At 60.9% G+C, this 17337-nt stretch carries 14 protein-coding genes; 11 read left to right on the plus strand and 3 right to left on the minus strand.

Annotated elements, in window-relative coordinates:
- The 8 genes from BFQ01_RS04560 to BFQ01_RS04595 all read left to right on the plus strand — a co-directional run.
- Positions 1-1159: MotA/TolQ/ExbB proton channel family protein (locus BFQ01_RS04560; RefSeq protein ID WP_176718733.1), on the plus strand; the 1159-nt coding region annotated here is incomplete at its 5' end.
- A gap of 11 nt (positions 1160-1170) precedes the next feature.
- Positions 1171-1596 (plus strand): ExbD/TolR family protein, encoded by a 426-nt coding sequence (locus BFQ01_RS04565; RefSeq protein WP_010211136.1) that lies wholly within the window; start codon positions 1171-1173, stop codon positions 1594-1596.
- 3 nt (positions 1597-1599) lie between these two features.
- Entirely contained in the window at positions 1600-2304 is a 705-nt protein-coding gene (locus BFQ01_RS04570; RefSeq protein ID WP_065924370.1) for an energy transducer TonB family protein, read from the plus strand.
- 47 nt (positions 2305-2351) lie between these two features.
- Entirely contained in the window at positions 2352-4052 is a 1701-nt protein-coding gene (locus tag BFQ01_RS04575) for a putative porin (protein ID WP_065924371.1), read from the plus strand.
- A gap of 18 nt (positions 4053-4070) precedes the next feature.
- A complete protein-coding gene (locus BFQ01_RS04580; protein WP_065924372.1) occupies positions 4071-4697 on the plus strand; it encodes a DNA repair protein in 627 nt (208 codons plus the stop codon).
- 20 nt (positions 4698-4717) lie between these two features.
- The gene (locus BFQ01_RS04585; RefSeq protein ID WP_065924373.1) at positions 4718-5179 is read left to right on the plus strand and encodes a YbjN domain-containing protein; all 462 of its coding nucleotides are present in this window, start codon (positions 4718-4720) and stop codon (positions 5177-5179) included.
- A complete protein-coding gene (locus tag BFQ01_RS04590) occupies positions 5176-6117 on the plus strand; it encodes a peptidylprolyl isomerase (RefSeq protein ID WP_065924374.1) in 942 nt (313 codons plus the stop codon). Before BFQ01_RS04585 ends, BFQ01_RS04590 begins: the two co-directional genes overlap by 4 nt.
- Positions 6118-6168: 51 nt before the next feature.
- Entirely contained in the window at positions 6169-7149 is a 981-nt protein-coding gene (locus tag BFQ01_RS04595) for a LysR family transcriptional regulator (RefSeq protein ID WP_065924375.1), read from the plus strand.
- Between the two features lie 92 nt (positions 7150-7241).
- Here the strand turns inward: BFQ01_RS04595 and BFQ01_RS04600 are convergent, their stop codons facing one another.
- A complete protein-coding gene (locus BFQ01_RS04600) occupies positions 7242-12302 on the minus strand; it encodes a dermonecrotic toxin domain-containing protein (protein WP_141691245.1) in 5061 nt (1686 codons plus the stop codon).
- A gap of 165 nt (positions 12303-12467) precedes the next feature.
- On the opposite strand from BFQ01_RS04600, the gene BFQ01_RS04605 reads away from it, so the two are divergent.
- The 3 genes from BFQ01_RS04605 to BFQ01_RS04615 are packed head-to-tail and all read left to right on the plus strand — an operon-like array spanning position 12468 to position 14554.
- Positions 12468-13022 carry a histidine phosphatase family protein gene (locus BFQ01_RS04605; protein WP_065924377.1) on the plus strand — a complete coding sequence of 185 codons (555 nt, stop codon included), beginning with the start codon at positions 12468-12470 and terminating at the stop codon, positions 13020-13022.
- A gap of 45 nt (positions 13023-13067) precedes the next feature.
- On the plus strand, positions 13068-13823 hold the full coding sequence (gene cobF, locus BFQ01_RS04610; protein ID WP_065924378.1) for a precorrin-6A synthase (deacetylating): 756 nt from the start codon (positions 13068-13070) through the stop codon (positions 13821-13823).
- Positions 13824-13834: 11 nt separating this feature from the next.
- Positions 13835-14554 (plus strand): alpha/beta hydrolase, encoded by a 720-nt coding sequence (locus tag BFQ01_RS04615; protein ID WP_065924379.1) that lies wholly within the window; start codon positions 13835-13837, stop codon positions 14552-14554.
- A gap of 234 nt (positions 14555-14788) precedes the next feature.
- Here the strand turns inward: BFQ01_RS04615 and BFQ01_RS04620 are convergent, their stop codons facing one another.
- Together BFQ01_RS04620 and BFQ01_RS04625 are read right to left on the minus strand one after the other, a co-directional pair.
- Entirely contained in the window at positions 14789-15343 is a 555-nt protein-coding gene (locus tag BFQ01_RS04620; protein ID WP_065924380.1) for a hypothetical protein, read from the minus strand.
- Between the two features lie 72 nt (positions 15344-15415).
- Positions 15416-17224, minus strand: a complete 1809-nt coding sequence (locus BFQ01_RS04625) for a monovalent cation:proton antiporter-2 (CPA2) family protein (RefSeq protein ID WP_065924381.1) — start codon at positions 17222-17224, stop codon at positions 15416-15418.
- Positions 17225-17337 lie beyond the last annotated feature (113 nt).

The following is a 17337-nucleotide window of genomic DNA, read 5'->3' on the forward strand; positions in this document are numbered from 1 at the left end:
CAGCGGTGAGCAAATCGTGCTGGCCCGACGTGACGGTGCCCACAGCCTGTTGCTGGGCCTGAACCAGGGCTCGCCGTTTGTGGAGATCGACGGCCAGCGCGCGGTGTCGACCCAACCGCTGAACCCTGGCCAATGGCAGCACCTGGCGTTCACCGCCGAGGGCGACAAGGTCACGCTGTATGTGAATGGCCGTGAAAGCGCCACGCTCGCCGTGGCCATGCCTGGGTTCAACACGCAGCTGGCGGTCGGCGCCGACCTGCCGGAAGCCGGCAGCGCGCACCTGCCGTTCGCCGGGGCCATGGATGAGCTGCGCCTGTCCAAGGTGGCGCGCCCGGCCGCGCTGTTGCTGGCCGATGCGAGTGCCCAGGGCGCCGAGTCGAAACTGGTGGCCTACGGCGTGGATGAAGAACAGTCCGGCTTCGGCTTCGGCAGCCTGGGCTTTTTGCTCAACGCCGTGCCGGTGGACGCCTGGGTGATCATCCTGGTGCTGGTGGCGATGATGTTCCAGTCGTGGGTCATCATGCTGCGCAAGAACCGCCAGGTCAGTCGCCTCAGCAGTGCCAACGAAGTATTCCGCGAGCACTTCGCCCAGATCGGCACGCGCCTGGAGATGTATGCCGACGACGCGCAGTTGGCTGAGCGCCTGACCCACTCTTCGCTGTGGCGCCTGTACCTGGTGGCGGTCAAGGAGATCCGTACCCGGCGTGCCCAGGGCGCCGACACCTCGTCGGTGTCGGCGGCGACCATCGAAGCGATCCGTTGCTCCATGGACGGTGTGCGCACCCGTGAGAACCAGGCCCTGAGTTCCAAATTGTCGACCCTGTCCAACGCCATCGCCGGCGGCCCGTACATCGGCCTGCTCGGTACGGTGCTGGGGATCATGGTGGTGTTCCTCGGCACGGCCATGGCCGGCGACGTGAACATCAACGCCATCGCTCCGGGCATGGCGGCGGCGTTGCTGGCCACGGCCATGGGCCTGTTCGTCGCGATCCCCGCGTTGTTTGGCTACAACCGCCTGATCACGCGCAACAAGGAAGTCAGCGCCGACATGCGCGTATTCGTCGACGAGTTCATCACCCGCCTGGCGGAGATGCACGGCGAGAGCCAGCACAGTGAAACCGCGCACCGCCGCGACCATCACGCATCGGTTCCGGCCTGAGGAGAATCGCCATGGCTTCCGTAAATGCCTCACACGACGATGACGATGATGCCGCCGTCGACAGCATCAACATCACGCCCCTGGTGGACGTGCTGATGGTGGTGCTGGTGATGTTTATCCTCACCGCCACCGCCCAGGTCTCGGGGATCCAGATCCACCTGCCCAAGGCCAGCGCCTCGGTGTCGCTGTCGGAGGCCAAGACCAAGGCCATCTCCGTGAATGACGGCGGCCAGGTGTTCCTCGATGCGTACCCGGTGACCCTCGGCGAACTGGAAGAACGCCTGCGCATCGAGAAAGCGCTGAACCCGGACTTCCCGGTGATCGTGCGCGGCGATGCGATGGTGCAGTACCAGAAAGTCATCGAGGTGCTCGACCTGCTGCGCCGGCTGGAGCTGTCCCAGGTCGGCCTGGTCACCGGCAAACCGAGCCAGGGCTGAGTCATGACCGCACAGATCCCGATCGCGCCATTGCCGGTGAAGAACAAACCGCCGTTGCGCCCATTGAAATGGGGCGCCGGCCTGTTGCTGGGCGCCGTGGCGGCCTGGTTTCTCTGGCAGTGGGCCAATGACATGAGTGGCGTACGCCGTGAAGCGCCGAAGGTGCCGACGATTATTCCGTTGCCGCCGCCGCCGCCGCCACCCCCGGAAAAACCCAAGGAGCCCGAGCCCCAGGTTGAAGAGAAAGTCCCGGAGCCGGTGCCCAGCCCTGAACCCGAAGAGGTCAAGCCGGCCGAGGAAGCACCGCCTTCACCGAATGAAGACCTGGCCAACCCGATGCAGATCGACGGCGATGCGCAGTCCGGTAACGACGGTTTCAATATCGGCGCCGGCAAGGGCGGCGGCATGGCCGGCAGTGGCGGCGGCGGGTTGGGGACCGGCACGTACAAGCAGTACCTGGCCGGTACCTATCAGCGCCTGATGCGCGAAGACCCGGAGCTGCGCAAGAAGGCCTTTGCGATACAGATAGACCTGTGGTTGGGCGCCGACGGCCAGGTGACGAAGGCGCTGGTGGCCAAGTCCAGCGGGGATGCCGACACCGACGCGCAGATGCTGGCGCTGATCCGTGCGCCGCGCGCCACCCAGAAACCTCCGGCGTCGCTGACGCTGCCCATGCGCCTGTCCCTCAAGGGCCGGCGTCCGGATTGATTGCACGAAACCTCTTACCTACGGTTTTTTACAGGAGTTGCGTACACATGATTTCCCCCGTGAATCGACTGACCCTGGCGGTTGGCATGGTCATCGCGACCCTGGTCGGGCAAGCCGCGGCAGCCCCGGTTGCGCCTTCGGAAAACGTCACCATCAACCTGATCCGCCTGCTGGTGCAGCAAGGTGTGCTGACCCAGGACACCGCCAATGGGCTGATCGCCCAGGCCGAAAAGGAAGCCCAGCAGGCCCGCCAGGCCAACGCCGCGCCGGTGGTTGCCAGCGGCCCGGCGACCGCGCCTGGGGATGTGCGCGTGCAGTACGTGCCGCAGGCGGTGCGCGACCAGATCCGCGACCAGGTCAAAGCCGAAGTCATGTCCACCGCCAAGCAGGAAAACTGGGCGCAGCCCAATACGTTCCCCGACTGGATCTCGCGCATCAGCTTTGATGGCGATATTCGTCTGCGCGACGAGTCGCGCTACTTCTCGGGCAATAACAGCAACAACATCACCGATTTTGCCAAGCTCAATGACACCGGCCCGTACGACGTCAACAAAAACTCCAACACCAAGTTCCCACCGCTGATCAACACCCGCGAGGACCGCGAGAACCTGTTCCGCCTGCGGGCACGCCTGGGCATGAAAGCGGTGATCTCGCCGGAATGGACCGCCGGCATTCGCATCGCCACCGGCTCCGACAATAACCCGGTGTCCACCACCCAGACCCTGGGCGGCGGCTTCGGCAAAAAGGACATCTGGCTCGACCAGGGTTACCTGAGCTGGAAAACCACCGACTACATGACGTTGACCGCCGGGCGCATCGGTAACCCGTTCTATTCCACCGACATGATGTATTCCAACGACCTCAACTTCGACGGCGTGGCGGCGGTCTTCAACCACAGCCTCAACAGCGAGTGGGGCCTGTTCGGTACCCTCGGCGCCTTCCCGGTGGAGTACACCTCCGACACCGCCAGCACCAATGGTATCGACAAGGAAGACAGCGACACCAAATGGCTGTTTGGCGGGCAGATCGGCGCGGACTGGAAGATCAACCGCAGCAACCGCCTCAAACTCGCCGCGGCTTACTACCAGTTCCAGGACATCGAAGGCGAGCGCTCCAGCCCTTGCTCCACCTGGCAGGGCGCGGCAGGTTGCGACACCGACGGCACGCGCGTGGCCTTCATGCAGAAAGGCAACACGGTATTCAACCTGCGCAACAACACCACCAACCCGGCGGATCCTGCGCGCACACCCGACCCGCAGTACGTAGGCCTGGCGTCCAAGTTCGATGTGCTGGACCTCAACCTGGTCTGGGACAGCGAACTGCCCAGCGACTTCAAGTTGCGCAGCCAGGCCAATTTCATCCACAACCTGGCCTACGACAAGGGCGAGATGCTCAAGCGCAGCGAAGGCGAGATCGTCAACAACATCAACAGCAACGGCCAGTTTGAAAGTGGCGGCAATGCGCTGATGGTCTCGTTCACCCTCGGCAGCGCCCTGGAGATGCGCAAGCGCGGCGACTGGAATGTGTTGGCCGGCTACAAGTACATCCAGCCCGACGCCTTGCCCGACGGCTTCAACGACTCGTCGTTCCACCTGGGCGGCACCAACGCCAAGGGCTATTTCATTGGCGGCAACTACGGTATCGACAAGAACATCTACGCCAGTGCGCGTTGGTTGAGCGCCTCCGAAGTGTATGGCCAGCCGTTCGAAGTCGATGTGATGCAACTGGAACTCAACACGCGCTTTTGATGCGCAGGGAGACGCCACATGAACACACGAATCTGCGCGCTGTTACTGCTGCTGGTGAGTACCGGCGCGTCGGCCGAAGGCATGGAGGAGCGCCTGCGTACGCAACTGCGCAGCACCACCCAGCAATTGCAGGCGCTGCAAAGCGAACAGGCCCAGGCCAGTGCCGCACGGCTGGCCGCCGAAAACCAGGCCAAACAGGCCCAGGCGCACATCAAGCAATTGACCGCCGAGCTGGAAAAGGCCCGTGGCATGGCTGAGCAACTGGCCGGCCAGCAACAGAGCCTGCACAGCCAGGCGCAGGCCCAGGTGGCGGCGAGCAACGAGCAGATCGGCAAGTTCAAGAAGGCCTATGACGAATTGCTGGTGCTGGCCAAGGGTAAAGAAGTCGAGCGCGCGCGCCTGCAGGCGGCCTTAAGCGAACGTGACACACAAGTGCAGCAATGTTCAGTCAAGAATCAACAGATGTACGGCGTGGCCCAGCAGTTGCTCGCAGCCTACGAAAAAATCGATGTGGCCGAGGTGATGAGCATTCGCCAGCCGTTCGCAAGCAGCGCACGGGTCAAGTTCGAGGAACTGGCCCAGGGTTTTGGCGACGATCTGTACAAGAGCCGTTTTGATGCGCCCCAGGCAGCCGCCAATCACTGATAGACAAGGAAGAGATCACCATGAGCGAATTGATCACCAGCGTCACCGTCCAGAGCCTCACCGACCTGTTGCAGGACGCCGGCTACCGGGTTAACCAGAGCGAACAGAACGGCATCGTGCAGTTGCTCAGCGCCAGCCAGGGCATCGGCTTTGCCGTGCGCTTCGGTAACCCGGCGGCGGAGCAGGGCAGCTATGTGGACTTCACCTACAGCTGCGCGCTGCGGGTACAGGGCGAGTTGCCCGAGGGCCTGGCCCCGGTATGGAACGCCTCGCGGCGCTTTGCACGGTTGTCGGTGCAGGGCGAGTTCCTGTTGATGGAAATGGACGTGGTGGTGGCCGGCGTTGGCGTCACGCACCTGCGCAGCCAGCTGGAATTGTGGGATCGCCTGTTGCAGGAGTTTATCGTCTACCTGCGTGAGTACAGCCAGCAGGCCGCGCAGTTGCAGGCTGCCGCGGTGGGTGAAGAGGCGGCGGTGCTGTGAAAAAGCCAACCCTGATGCTCGGCGCGGGGGCGCTGGCTGTGCTGGTGGTGGCCGTGGCGTTGAGCCTGCGACCGGGCAGCGATCCGGTGGCGGCGCAGCAACCGGCGCCGGTGATCAATCCCGCGCCGAGCGGGCCAGCGGTGGCGCGCCTGGGCAACCAGCAGATCGACCTGGCGGAGCTGAAAAGCGTGCTGGCCAGCCTGCCGGCCGAATCCCGCGAGCAACTGCGCGGCAACCGTGGCGCCCTGGAAACCTGGATCCGCTCACGCCTGGCGCAAAAAGCCGTGCTTGAACAGGCCGATGCCCAGGGCTGGCGCCAGCGCCCGGAGGTGGAGCAGCAGACCCGCGCCGCCGCCGAGCAGATCGTGTTTCGCGACTACATGCTGTCGGTCAGCCAGGTAACGGCCGACTACCCCAGCGCCGCCGAGTTGCAACAGGCCTACGACAGCGGCAAGGCGCAATGGGTGACGCCGCCGTTGTACCAGGTGAGCCAGATTTTCCTCGCGGTGAATGACCCGCAAAACCTCGATGCCGTACGGCGCCAGGCCCAGGAACTGAGCCGCAAGGCCCAGGCCGCACCGGCTGATTTTGCCGCCCTGGCCACGCAGTTTTCCCAGGACCCCGACAGCGCCGCGCGCGGTGGCGATTCGGGGATGCAGCCGTTGCAGCAACTGGTGCCGGAGGTGCGCGGCGCGGTGGCGCGGCTCAAGGTCGGTGCGGTCTCGGACGTGGTGCAGAGCCTGGCCGGGTTTCATGTGCTCAAGCTCATCGGCCAGCAACCGGCGCGCACCGCCACCCTGGACGAGCTGCGTGAACGCCTGACCCAGGCCCTGCGCGCCCAGCGCCAGGAACAGATCGCCAAGGCCTACCTGGAAGGCATGCTCAACACCGCGACCTTGAGTATCGACGGCGCCGAGTTGAACAAAGTGCTGGAGTAACACGCCTCAACCCGCATTGGATGCACAGACCAACCAGACAGGGAGTCTCCCATGGCATTTCTCGAACCGTCTGCCCCACAGGGGCCCACTGCTTACCGTGCACCTACCGAGCCACGCAGTGCCTGGCTGGCCCTGGCCAGCGAGATCGACCCGGAGGTGGCCCGCTACTTTCTGGTGAGTGCGCGCTGCGGCTGTTTCATGCAGGCCGCGCGCAGCCTGAATATCAAGGCAACCCTGTTGCGCAAGCGCCTGGCCCAGCTGGAGGAGCACCTGCGCCATGCGCTGTTCAGCTACCAGGGCAACGGCCTGGTGCTCAGCCGCGACGGCCAGCAATTGCAGGCCCAACTGATCGCCCTGGCCCATGAACGGCGCCTGCCGGTACTGGAACAGCCGCTGATTCGCCTGGCGGTGGCCGAGCCGATCCTGCACGACATCCTCGGCCGCGACCTGATCGCCTTGCTGCGCCGCAATGCCAGCGTGCGCCTGGAGATCATCTCCCTCGACAGCCACCTGTCCCTGCAGGCGGTGGACGTGGATGTGGTGCTGTGGCTGGCGGACACCGACGGCCCGGTGCCCGGCCCGAGCTTTGTCACCGAACCGCCGCGGGCGCTGGCGCGATTGCGGTACCTGCCGCATATCGCCAAGCGCTATTCACGCCTGACCACGCGCCCGGACAGCGTGGAAGACCTGGCTGACTACATGCTGGTGCAATGGCAGCCGGACGCCCAGGTCGAGGCGCTGCAGCCGTGGAACCAGGTGGTGCAACAACGCCAGGCGGCGGTGGTGCAGGTGCATGCCTATTCGCTGATGCTGGAGATGATCCGCTGCGGCGCCTGCATCGGTTTGCTGCCGCACTACATGAGCAGCTTCGACCGGGGGCTGGTGGCGTTGCCGGGGTTGTTGGCCGAGGACAGCATGCAGCGCCAGGTGTGGCTGGCGGTGAATGCGCAGGTGCGCCACCCCGAGGCGGTGCAGATGATCATCGAGTTGATCATCAGCACCTTTGAGGGGCGGCGGGAGTGGTTTGATTAGTGGAAACAGCTTTGCAAATCGAGCCGTTCACTGCTCTGGGAGGCTGGGCAGGCTGCCGCCACCGTTAAGGCGGCGACGGCCGTGCGCACCCCTCACTCGGGTGTGAAGGTTTTCCACTCGTTTACCGCTGGCTCCACTTCACTTCGAGAATCGCGCATCAGCCAGTACCTGCCTTCTGTGACTTCAAAGAAAGGGACGTTACCCATGGGAGCCTCTACGGTCAGGCCAGTGGCATTGGCCAGCTTCTGGGGGAAGGCCGTCTGGGCAGCCTTATCGACGAGCAATCTAAGTGAGGTGGATTTTGTTTTGTCGCGCACCGGGGCGATCAGTGTGGCAAGGCTTTCCGGCGTCTGAGAGGTGGCTTCATTCAAGGACCCTTCAAATGTGTCTAGGGTGACTTCACTCCCCACGATATTTAATCGGTTATTTGGATTTTTGCCCGATCCATCAATGAAAAATTCAAATTGTTTATTTTCAGACGGGATCATCAGAATACTCTGGGCCTTCTGTTCGGGCGCTGATAGTTTTTCAAAGTCTCGGAAGTCATCGTAGCTGCGTATCGTCGCATCTTGTCGCGTGGGGATGAAGCTGGGATCGCTGGGGGATAGTTTGACTTTTGGTGGCCCGAAACGAGAAGGTTTGTAATTTGTCTCGACTGTCGCAACCACGGGTTTTTCAGTGGTTCCGATATTTATCTGTATCGGCTTGCCGTGTGGCTTGCTCGCCGTGGCGCTGGTGTAGTCTTGGACATATTTTTGTTGCATCGTAAGGCCTGCGAGTGTGTCGACTTCATCTTTAGATAGTGCAGGAAACTCTTTTGTAAAGTCAGTTACAAAATCATTGAATACGTCTTGGGGGTGAGTGCCCAGTGCAAAGCCTGAGTACACTTTTCCTTCAAAGCCTTTGAACGGTACGCCTGTAACTTCATGTAGATCGGTAGCGAGAGCTTTATCACCTCCATTTGCGGAGTAGCAGGTGAGGATACGCGCTGCTTTATAGTCTTTAATGTCGATGCCTCGGCTCAAGAGCTCAAAATATATGTCGCTGGCTGATAGTTTTCTTCCACCTTCGCCCATTAGTTTTGTCGGTTCGCCCGGTTCTGGCTCATATCCATGCCCGATAATATTTATGCGTTTTTCACCGTTGTAGACATCTTCAAAAGTTTGAACGCCACCATCGATGGCCTTGACGTTTTCGATGCGCCCTCCCAACGCCACGATATTGTTCGTTATTGGCGATCGCGCAACTTCGGGCAACATGCCGACGGTATTGCTTGAGTTTGAATGTGCCGCAGATGCTGAGCCTGGAGAGCGTGTACGTAAGTGAAGTACCAGTATTGCGAGGTTGGTCAACAGATCGGTAACGGCGGCTTCCTTGTGGCCGTCCTTTTCATTGGCCAGGGTTTCGATATCGCCAAGGATTCCCTGAGTCTGCAACGCCAGGCCGATGACGGCTGCGGGGCCGCGAAGGGCGGGCAAGACGGCGTTGAGGACGAGAAACCCACCTTCTTTCAGGGTTGCCCAGCGACTTTCCGCGTTTGACACCGTTTGCTGTTCGGCCAGCGTTGTCACGGTCTTGGCGTTAGCCTCGTACAGGTGGCTCATCAGTTGCCCGGCTTGCAGTTTTGCCCCTATGTCATCAATCCCGGCGCCGGTGGTGGCGAGTGTGGGGGCCGCCGGTGTGCTCGGTATAGTGAAGTCATCAATAAACACTCTGTTACGGTGCAGGTGAGGTTCGCTGAAACCACCGTGGGCATAGACTGTGCGGGTCGTTTCATCGGGCATCCAGGCCAGAATATCGTTTTGTAACTTTCCGGGTTTCTGGATGGCCTCCATCAATGCCTTGCGAGAAGGAAACTGCATCAGTGGAGCATCGGCCATCAGCGGGCGATAGAGAACATGCGGACCGACGGTGCTGTCCTTGGGTTCGATCAGGTACATGTTCTCGACGATGTCAGGCGATGCGCCAGGTTCGGGCACGAATGCCAATGGGCGCATCGTGATTTCATTGCCATTGACGGACTTGGTACCGGGAGTGGGGTCAAGTACCGCTTGAAGGTAACGAAACCCCATGGCGTTATCGAAACCAGACGCGCCTTTGGCGGTCAACTCCAGCGCCTTCATCTTTAGTTCAATCGGTACTTGTTGCACAAAACGTAGCTGACGTTCTGCTTTTTTTGCAGGGTCATCCAGCAACTCGCGTTTAAGCAAGTCTGGGTAGTTCTTTCCGACGTTGACTTTTTCAATCAACGCTTTGAGGGCGCCTTCTTTGCCCAGCGCCGGTATCAGCGTTCCCGTTGGTTTGTGGCGGACCTCTATGCTACCGCCAGGTAATCCAGCAAGGTTCTGGATGAACGCGTCGCTCAGGGCCATTTTAGTGGTCTGGATGGCTCCGAATCCGAACCCGGCCCCCGTGCCGCCATACGGCGTGTGAAACAGCACTTCTACATCATTGATGTCATAAGGGACGGGGGGCGGTGACAGCGCATTCAGTTGGTTCTGGGTATACGTGCGGATATCCGGGATACCGCTGTTATAGGTGTGTTCGTTGTTGCGATGCATGTAGCCCGCCAGTTCCATGGTGAGCTCATGCAGGATGAAGCGGTTGGCATCGGAGGTATTTTTTATCCAGTCGGACATCTTGTTCTGGGGCTGCCCAGGAGGCTGCGAGTCGAGCAGTGTGGAGTCGGTGGTGACTGCATCCGCTGCTTTGCTGTTGATAATAATGCTTGCTTGGATGTAGAACGCATTCACGTCCAATTGGGTGAGGGCGGTGCTGAACGTTGTGGTCGGCTGTTGTGTTTTCAGGTTTTGGTCCCAGGCCTGTTTGACTGCGGCCAACGAGGCATAGGGGGTTACCTTGCCGCTTGGCTCGCACACCAGCACGATCGTACGTCCCGCCACCTTACGTTCCATGACCAGGTTGGGGGTTAGATATTGCGGGGTATCGGGACGACTACTGTCAGTGCTGGAGAACCTATACACGATCACTTCGGAGCCGTCAGCCAATTTGGGACGTGTCGATCCTTGGGGATACCTTACCGCCATGTCGAGGGTTTCGCGTTGCAAGTCATCCAGCCCAGGGTGTTTCAGGCTGGCCAGGCGCAGGTTGCTACGTATCAGTTCACTGAGCATCAACCGACGATCTCCGGCGAAAATGGGCGTGACACTCACCGCCGTGTCGGCGCCTAAACCAGGGGCCGGTTCGTTGAAAGGTGGCTTGCCCCAATAATCGAGTTTGGCTGTCTGAAGCGCTTCGTTCAGCTTGCCGGGCAACTGGCTGATCGCCTGTTGGAGCGCTGATTTATCGATGTCAAGCGCGGTGCCCGCAGGATCGCCTGTACGTGCCTGCACGTCCGCACGAGTGTCGACAAACTTGCCGTCACTGCTGAACACGGGAGCGTCAGCGCCGGCGATGTGGTTAATCGCCAGTTCCATCAGGGGTATTTCCAGGTATTGACCGGGATTTGCCGGGTTGGGGACGGCGAAGGCCAACTGCTGGACATCCACATTCAATGAGGGGGATGCCTTATTGATGGCGTCCTTGAGCAATCCGGCTACCACTGCTTGCATGTTCGGTTCCCCTTCAAACAGACGCTGGCCGATGGTGTTCACGGGCCCAACGGTCGGCGGGGCGGGCGGCGTGGGTATGGCCGCATCGACCAGGTTGCGTCTGAACGGCGGTGTGGGAGTGGCGAAGCTGGGAACTGGGAGTCCTTCCCTGCGCGCCACGCGCTGTTTGGCTGCCTGTTGGCGTTCGCGAACCACAAGGGAGGCGGCGTCGTTCGGAGGATTGTCTTTGAGCAGGGCGGGGAAACCGTCGCGAATGAGCCCCGCGTTTTGTTCGGCCCACTGCGGTGAGCCGTAATGTTCGCGTACGCCGTAAAATTCCATAATGCCCGCTATCGGGTAGAGATAGTCTCCGTAGTTGTAGTTCGGCAAGGCCATCGGCCCGCTACCTCCTATCTCGCGGGCCACTTTCAAGATGGCAGGTTGAAGGGCTGCCCACTGTTTATGTTCAGCGGGAAGTGTGAGCCATTTGATGCGTCCGTCTGAGTCTGGCCCCCAGGCAGACAGACGCCCATCCGAATGGATCACTACACTTTCGATATCCAGGTTGTGTGCTTGCATGAAGCGCTTGAACGCGTCGCTGGAGAGCGCCTCTTTATAGGCTTGTGCTGCCTGTACATAGGACGAATCTTCAGGGGTACCGATGAGGACCCCCTTGGTCGCGTCGGCGCGGGGGTTCATGGCTTTGATTGTCACCAGCCTGCTGAGCATGCGCGCCAGTTCCCGGTCGGCTTCCTCGACACGTTCCGAAGGTGTCGGTGTGCGGTTTGCGTCAGCTACCCCCCTGGTGTGGTTATAGGTTGCCATGGCGATGGCGTTCTCTACTTCGGCTTGTGCCGTCCTGACGCGCGTGGCTTGCGGCGTAAGTGGGCCGTTTAAGGGCATCAGGGTTTTGAATTTATTGTTGTACTGCAAGTCGCGTATCGCACTGGGCAGGTCGTTTGGAAAGTTCGAGAAGGCTTCGCCATAGAAGTTGCTCACCACGTCAATGGGCGCGTTGCGTGCGCCGGTGTACCGAAACGATTCAAGTCGACCGGCGGCTACTTCTTTTGCCGCCGCTGCAACACCTGCGCTGGCTTCTTTCCAGCCGGGCGTATGGCTCGAGAAGAGTTGAATTTTGCCATTGATACTGCATTCCATATCATCCGCGTGGGGGAACCATCTGATCGTGGAAATATCGATGTTATTTTCCTTGGCATAGCGTGCAAACGGCTCTTGAGTGAGTGCTTGAGCGAAGAGTGCCCACGCCTGGCCGAAGGTGGAAAATGGTGGAATGTCAGTGATCGTTGGAAGTTGACCACCGTTTTTTATCACGGACTTTTTGCGACTTTCCAGCAACATCAATGCGGCGCAATACTGGCTTGCCATTTCACTGTCGCTTTTCTCCACAAGGTGTTTGCTTTGTTTCTGGATGCGTTGAAAACGTGCATCCGTTGGGGAGGGCTGCGGATTCACAGGCCACTGTGTGACAGTTTGAGTAAGTGATCGTTTGGCTCTTGGATGTTCTGACGCGCCATTGTTCTGACCGGCCTCCTGTGAGACCGGGTGCGGCTGTACGACAATCGCCTGGGGCGTGATAATCATGAGGTTTTCTCGTAATGGGCAGGGAAATAACGACACCGTAATTGCACTTTGCTGCGTCCGACGTATGACGCGTGGCTTGTAGGGAGTGGTATGGTTAAACTCGGCGGTTCCGCACGTGTGTATCAGGTTTATACGAGGCGCTATCCCGATGCAGAGTGAGCAGTGATGCAGGCCTCCCGCTTGAGCCTCATTTGCCATGCCGCCACACCCGCTCAAAAGTACGGGCGTTTTCCCGATAACGAGTCCGTGGTCATGGATTGGCAAGCGGCGGCGCTGTCCCTGGCCGGGCGCTATAAGAAGAAAACGCGTCTGCTGTGCGCGCCCGAGGCACGCGCCTGGCAAACGGCAGGGTTGTTCGGCAGTCAGGCGGTGATTGAAGAGGCCTTGCGCGATGGCGACTTTGGCGACTGGAAGGGCCAGGCCATCAGTCAGTTACGCAGCGATGCGTTGATGGACTGGATGACCCACAGCACCCGTGCGCCCCACGGTGGCGAGTCGGTCGAGCAGATTTGCGCGCGGGTCGCGGCGTGGATGAAAACGCTTGAGGCGCAACCCGGGCACGTGGTGGCCATTACCCATCCCTTTGTGATCCGCGCGGCGATGTTGCACGTCATGCAGTTTCCGGTGTCGATGTTCTATCGGATCGATGTCGAGCCCCTGTCCGCTACCGAACTGCGTTTCAACACGGTGTGGCGCCTGCGCCTGGAAACTCACGCCTGAGTGCGTGAACATGGCAAAATCCACGCCCCGCAATGAGAGCAACCCATGAAACGCATCCTGATCATCGGCATTGGCGCCGGCAACCCTGACTACATCACGATGCAGGCCGTGAAAGCGCTGAACCGCACCGACGTGTTTTTCCTGATGGACAAGGGCCAGAGCAAGGACAAGTTGATCGACCTTCGCCGCGAGATCTGCGAGACCTACATCACCGAACCTGGCTACCGCTTTGTCGAGGCCGAGTGCCCCGAGCGCGTACGTGGCGAGATCGACTACACGACTGCTGTGCAGGACCTCAACCGCGACAAGCAGGCAACTTTCGAGCGCATGATCAACGAGGAAATGGCCGACGGTGAAGTCGGTGCGTTCCTGGCCTGGGGCGACCCGGCGCTGTACGACAGCACTATCCGCATCTTGCAGGCGATCCTGGCCAGTGGCCGCTGCGCCTTTGAATTCGAAGTGATCCCCGGTATCACCAGCGTGCAGGCCCTGGCGGCCCAGCATAAGGTGGCGTTGAACCGTATCGGCAAGTCCATCGAGATCACCACCGGGCGTCGATTGGCGGCGGGGCAGGCCAGCGATGCAGATACCCTGGTGGTCATGCTCGATGCGGAAGATTCCTACCGTACGGTGGCCGATCAGGACCTGGATATTTACTGGGGTGCTTACCTGGGCACGCCAGACGAGATCCTGATCAGCGGCAAAGTCAGTGAAGTGGCTGAAGAGATCGAACGGGTGCGCAAGGCGGCGCGCCTGGAGAATGGCTGGATCATGGACACTTACTTGTTGCGCAAACCCTGAGGTAACGTCCCATGCTCAAACTGCTTGCCCTCGCACTGACCCTGGTGGCCGGCGTTGCCCACGCTGATTCCGAGCTGCACACCGATTTGCCGCTGGCGTACCTGGAACAGACCCAGGGCGATGCGCGCAACGAGCCGCTGGTGATTTTCCTGCACGGGTTCGGTAGCAATGAGGAAGATCTGTTTGGCATCAAGGACGCGCTGCCGTCCACCTGGACCTACCTGTCGGCCCGTGCGCCGACGCCGGTGCAGCCGAATGGCTTTCGCTGGTTTACCAAGGCGCCGGGTGACGGTGACTACGATGGTGTGACCGCTGATTTGCAGAGCAGCGCCAAGCTGATCAAGGACTTTGTCGGCAAAGCCACCGCCAAGTATCACACCCGGCCTGACCGGGTGTTCCTGGTGGGGTTCAGCCAGGGCGCGATCATGTCGTATGAGGTGGCGTTGCGCGACCCGCAGCTGGTGCGCGGCATTGCGGCATTGAGTGGCAGCGTGCTGCCGGTGCTCAAGGCTGAGCTGAAGCCGGATGAGCGCTTGAACAAATTGGCGATCTTTATCGGCCACGGCACCCTGGACCAGGCACTGCCGTATGCGTCGGCGACGCGGGCGAATGAGGTGTTGGTGGGGCTTGGGTTGAAGCCGGAGTTTCATGGCTATCCGGGGATGAACCACACGGTCAGTGAGGTGGAAGTGCAGGACTTGAAAGCGTGGCTGGAAACAAATTTGAAGTGAGCGCGCTGAATGAAGGTGGGAGGGGGCTTGCCCTAATGCCAGTCAGCTAAGGCTTTTTGTAGGAGCGAGCTTGCTCGCGAAAAACTCACAGACGCCGCGTTCATTCAGGAAGCACGCGTTATCGTTGACGTTTTTCGCGAGCAAGCTCGCTCCTACAGGAGGCGATGTACGCTTAACTGACTGGCATTAGGGCAAGCCCCTCCCACATTTGATGGGCGTTGTCAGGACTCTTTGTTATTTGCCGCCGGTAATCTGCTTCACCAGCTCTGCATGCCCCTTCGTATCATCGGCCCGCGAGATCGCCTGGATTACCAGCAAGTGGTTGCCGGAGCCGCCGAGAAACGTGGAGTTCAAGGTCTTGCCACCGCCCTGGGTGGCGGTGCTGTCCACCTGGCGCAGGCCGAGGCCCTTGAAGGTCAGTTTCTTCTCGCTCAGCTTCTTGAAGTCGGGCAGGGCAGCGCTCTGGTCCTTGACGAAGCCGGCCACGGCGCCATCGAGGAACTGCGGGTCGTTGTCCTTGATGCTCACCCCGTCGTTACGCACGGTTTCGGCGACGATCACCACGCTTTTCGTGGTCTGGTTGGCGTACATCGTGCCTTGGGTATCAGCGGTGCCGTCCTCGGCCTTGCCGGCCGGGAGGGTGTCGGCGGCGTAAGCCTTGGGCAGATTGAAGTTGAACTTACCGCCCAAGGTGGAAATGGTTTGCGTGGCCGGCTTGGCGGCGGCGAAGACGCTGCCGGCGGTCAGCGCGAGGGCCAGCAGGATAGCGGTCTTGGTGAACGTGGCCATGAAGCGCTCCAGGGGTGAACGAGATTGCGGCACATTCTGTCAGAAAATTCGCAATATCGTTCGCCCTTAGCCTCACACCTTGTCGGACTCTTCCTCAAGCCGATCCATCTCAAACAGTCGCGCCAGTTCCGCCCGGGCTTCCTGGGCGGTTTGCATCACCTTGGCCGCATCGTCGTACACCGCGTGCTGGGCGGCGAGCACTTGCAGGTCGTGGTGCTTGAAGCGGGTGATGCGGGCATCGGCCTGGGCCTGGGTCAACCCAAGGCCCACCAGGGTGCGACGGCTCATTTCCAGGCTGGAGTAGAAGGTCTCGCGAACCGGCGAGGCGTCGAGGTCCACCAGGCGGTGCACGTGCTGGCGGTTACGCGCACGGGCGATGATCTGCATGTGCGGGTAGAGGTTGCGCACCAGTTCGGCGGTCTTGATGTTGATCTCCGGGTCGTCCATGGCGATCACGAAGAACTCGGCCTGGTCGACCTTGGCGGCGTGCAGGATCTCCGGACGTTGCGGATCACCGTAGAACACCGGCATGCCGCCGAAACTGCGGGTCAGCTCGATGGTTTCCACCGAGGTGTCGAGGGCGATGAAGGAGATGTTCTGCGCGCGCAGGATCCGCGCGACGATCTGGCCCATACGGCCCATGCCGGCGATCACCACGCGCGGCGCATTGCTTTCGATGGTGCGGTATTCCTCCGGTACTTCCACCGGCTTGACCTTGGGCTTGAACAGCTTGGGGCAGACCAGCAGCAACAGCGGGGTGACGGCCATGGACAGGGTGATGGTCAGCACTAGCACGTCGTAGAGGTGCGGTTCGAACAGGCCCTGGTCGCGGCCGATCTTGAACACCACAAAGGCGAACTCACCGCCCGCCGCCAGCACCACACCCAGGCGCAGGGCGCTTTCGCGGTTGAGATCACCTACCATGCGGCCCACGGCGTACAGCAGCGGCAGCTTCAAACCGATCAACAGCAGGGTCAGGCCGATCACCACCAGCGGTGAGCTGAGCAGCAGGCTGAGGTTGGCGCCCATGCCCACGCTGATAAAGAACAGCCCCAGCAGCAGGCCCTTGAACGGCTCGATCTGAGATTCCAGTTCGTGGCGGTACTCCGAGTCCGCCAGCAGCAGGCCGGCGAGGAAGGCGCCGAGGGCCATGGACACACCCACCAGTTCCATCAGCCAGGCGGTGCCGATCACCACCAACAGGGCGGTGGCGGTGGACACTTCGCGCAGGCCGGTCTTGGCGACGATGCGAAACACCGGCCGCAGAAGGTAGCGGCCGCCGATGATCACCACGGCAATACTGCCGAGGATCTGCAGGACGTGTTGCAGGCCCTGGGCTTCGGTGGTCGGATGATCGCTGCCGGCCAGCAGCGGCACCATGGCAATCAACGGGATCGCGGCGATGTCCTGGAACAGCAGGATCGCAAACGCCAGGCGCCCGTGGGGCTGGTTCAGCTCCTTGCGCTCGGCCAGGCTTTGCAGGCCGAACGCGGTGGACGACAGCGCCAGGCCAAGGCCGAGCACGATTGCGCTGTTCCACGACTGGCCAAACAGCCACAACGCCACCGCTCCCATGACCAGGCCGGTGAGCAGCACCTGGGCCAGGCCGACGCCAAATACCGCCTTGCGCATCACCCATAAACGCTTGGGCGACAGCTCCAGGCCGATGATAAACAGCAGCAACACCACGCCCAGTTCGGAGAACTGCGCGACGCTTTGCGGGTTGCCAATCAGGCCCAACACCGACGGACCGATGATCACGCCGGCAAACAGATAGCCCAGCACCGCGCCCAATTGCAGGCGCTTGGCCAGGGGCACGGTCAGCACGGCGGCGAGCAGGAACACCACGGCTGCTTGTAACAGATTGCCTTCATGGGGCATTGCGAACTCCAGGATCTTTAAAACCAATCGACAGGAGGGTATTAGAGCGCTTTTTACCTTTCGAAAATTGTGTTTTTGCTGCGTTTGAGGGGACAACACGCCAGTGTGTGTCT

The organism is Pseudomonas sp. 8 R 14, from assembly GCF_900005955.1.
Lineage (GTDB): Bacteria > Pseudomonadota > Gammaproteobacteria > Pseudomonadales > Pseudomonadaceae > Aquipseudomonas > Aquipseudomonas marginalis.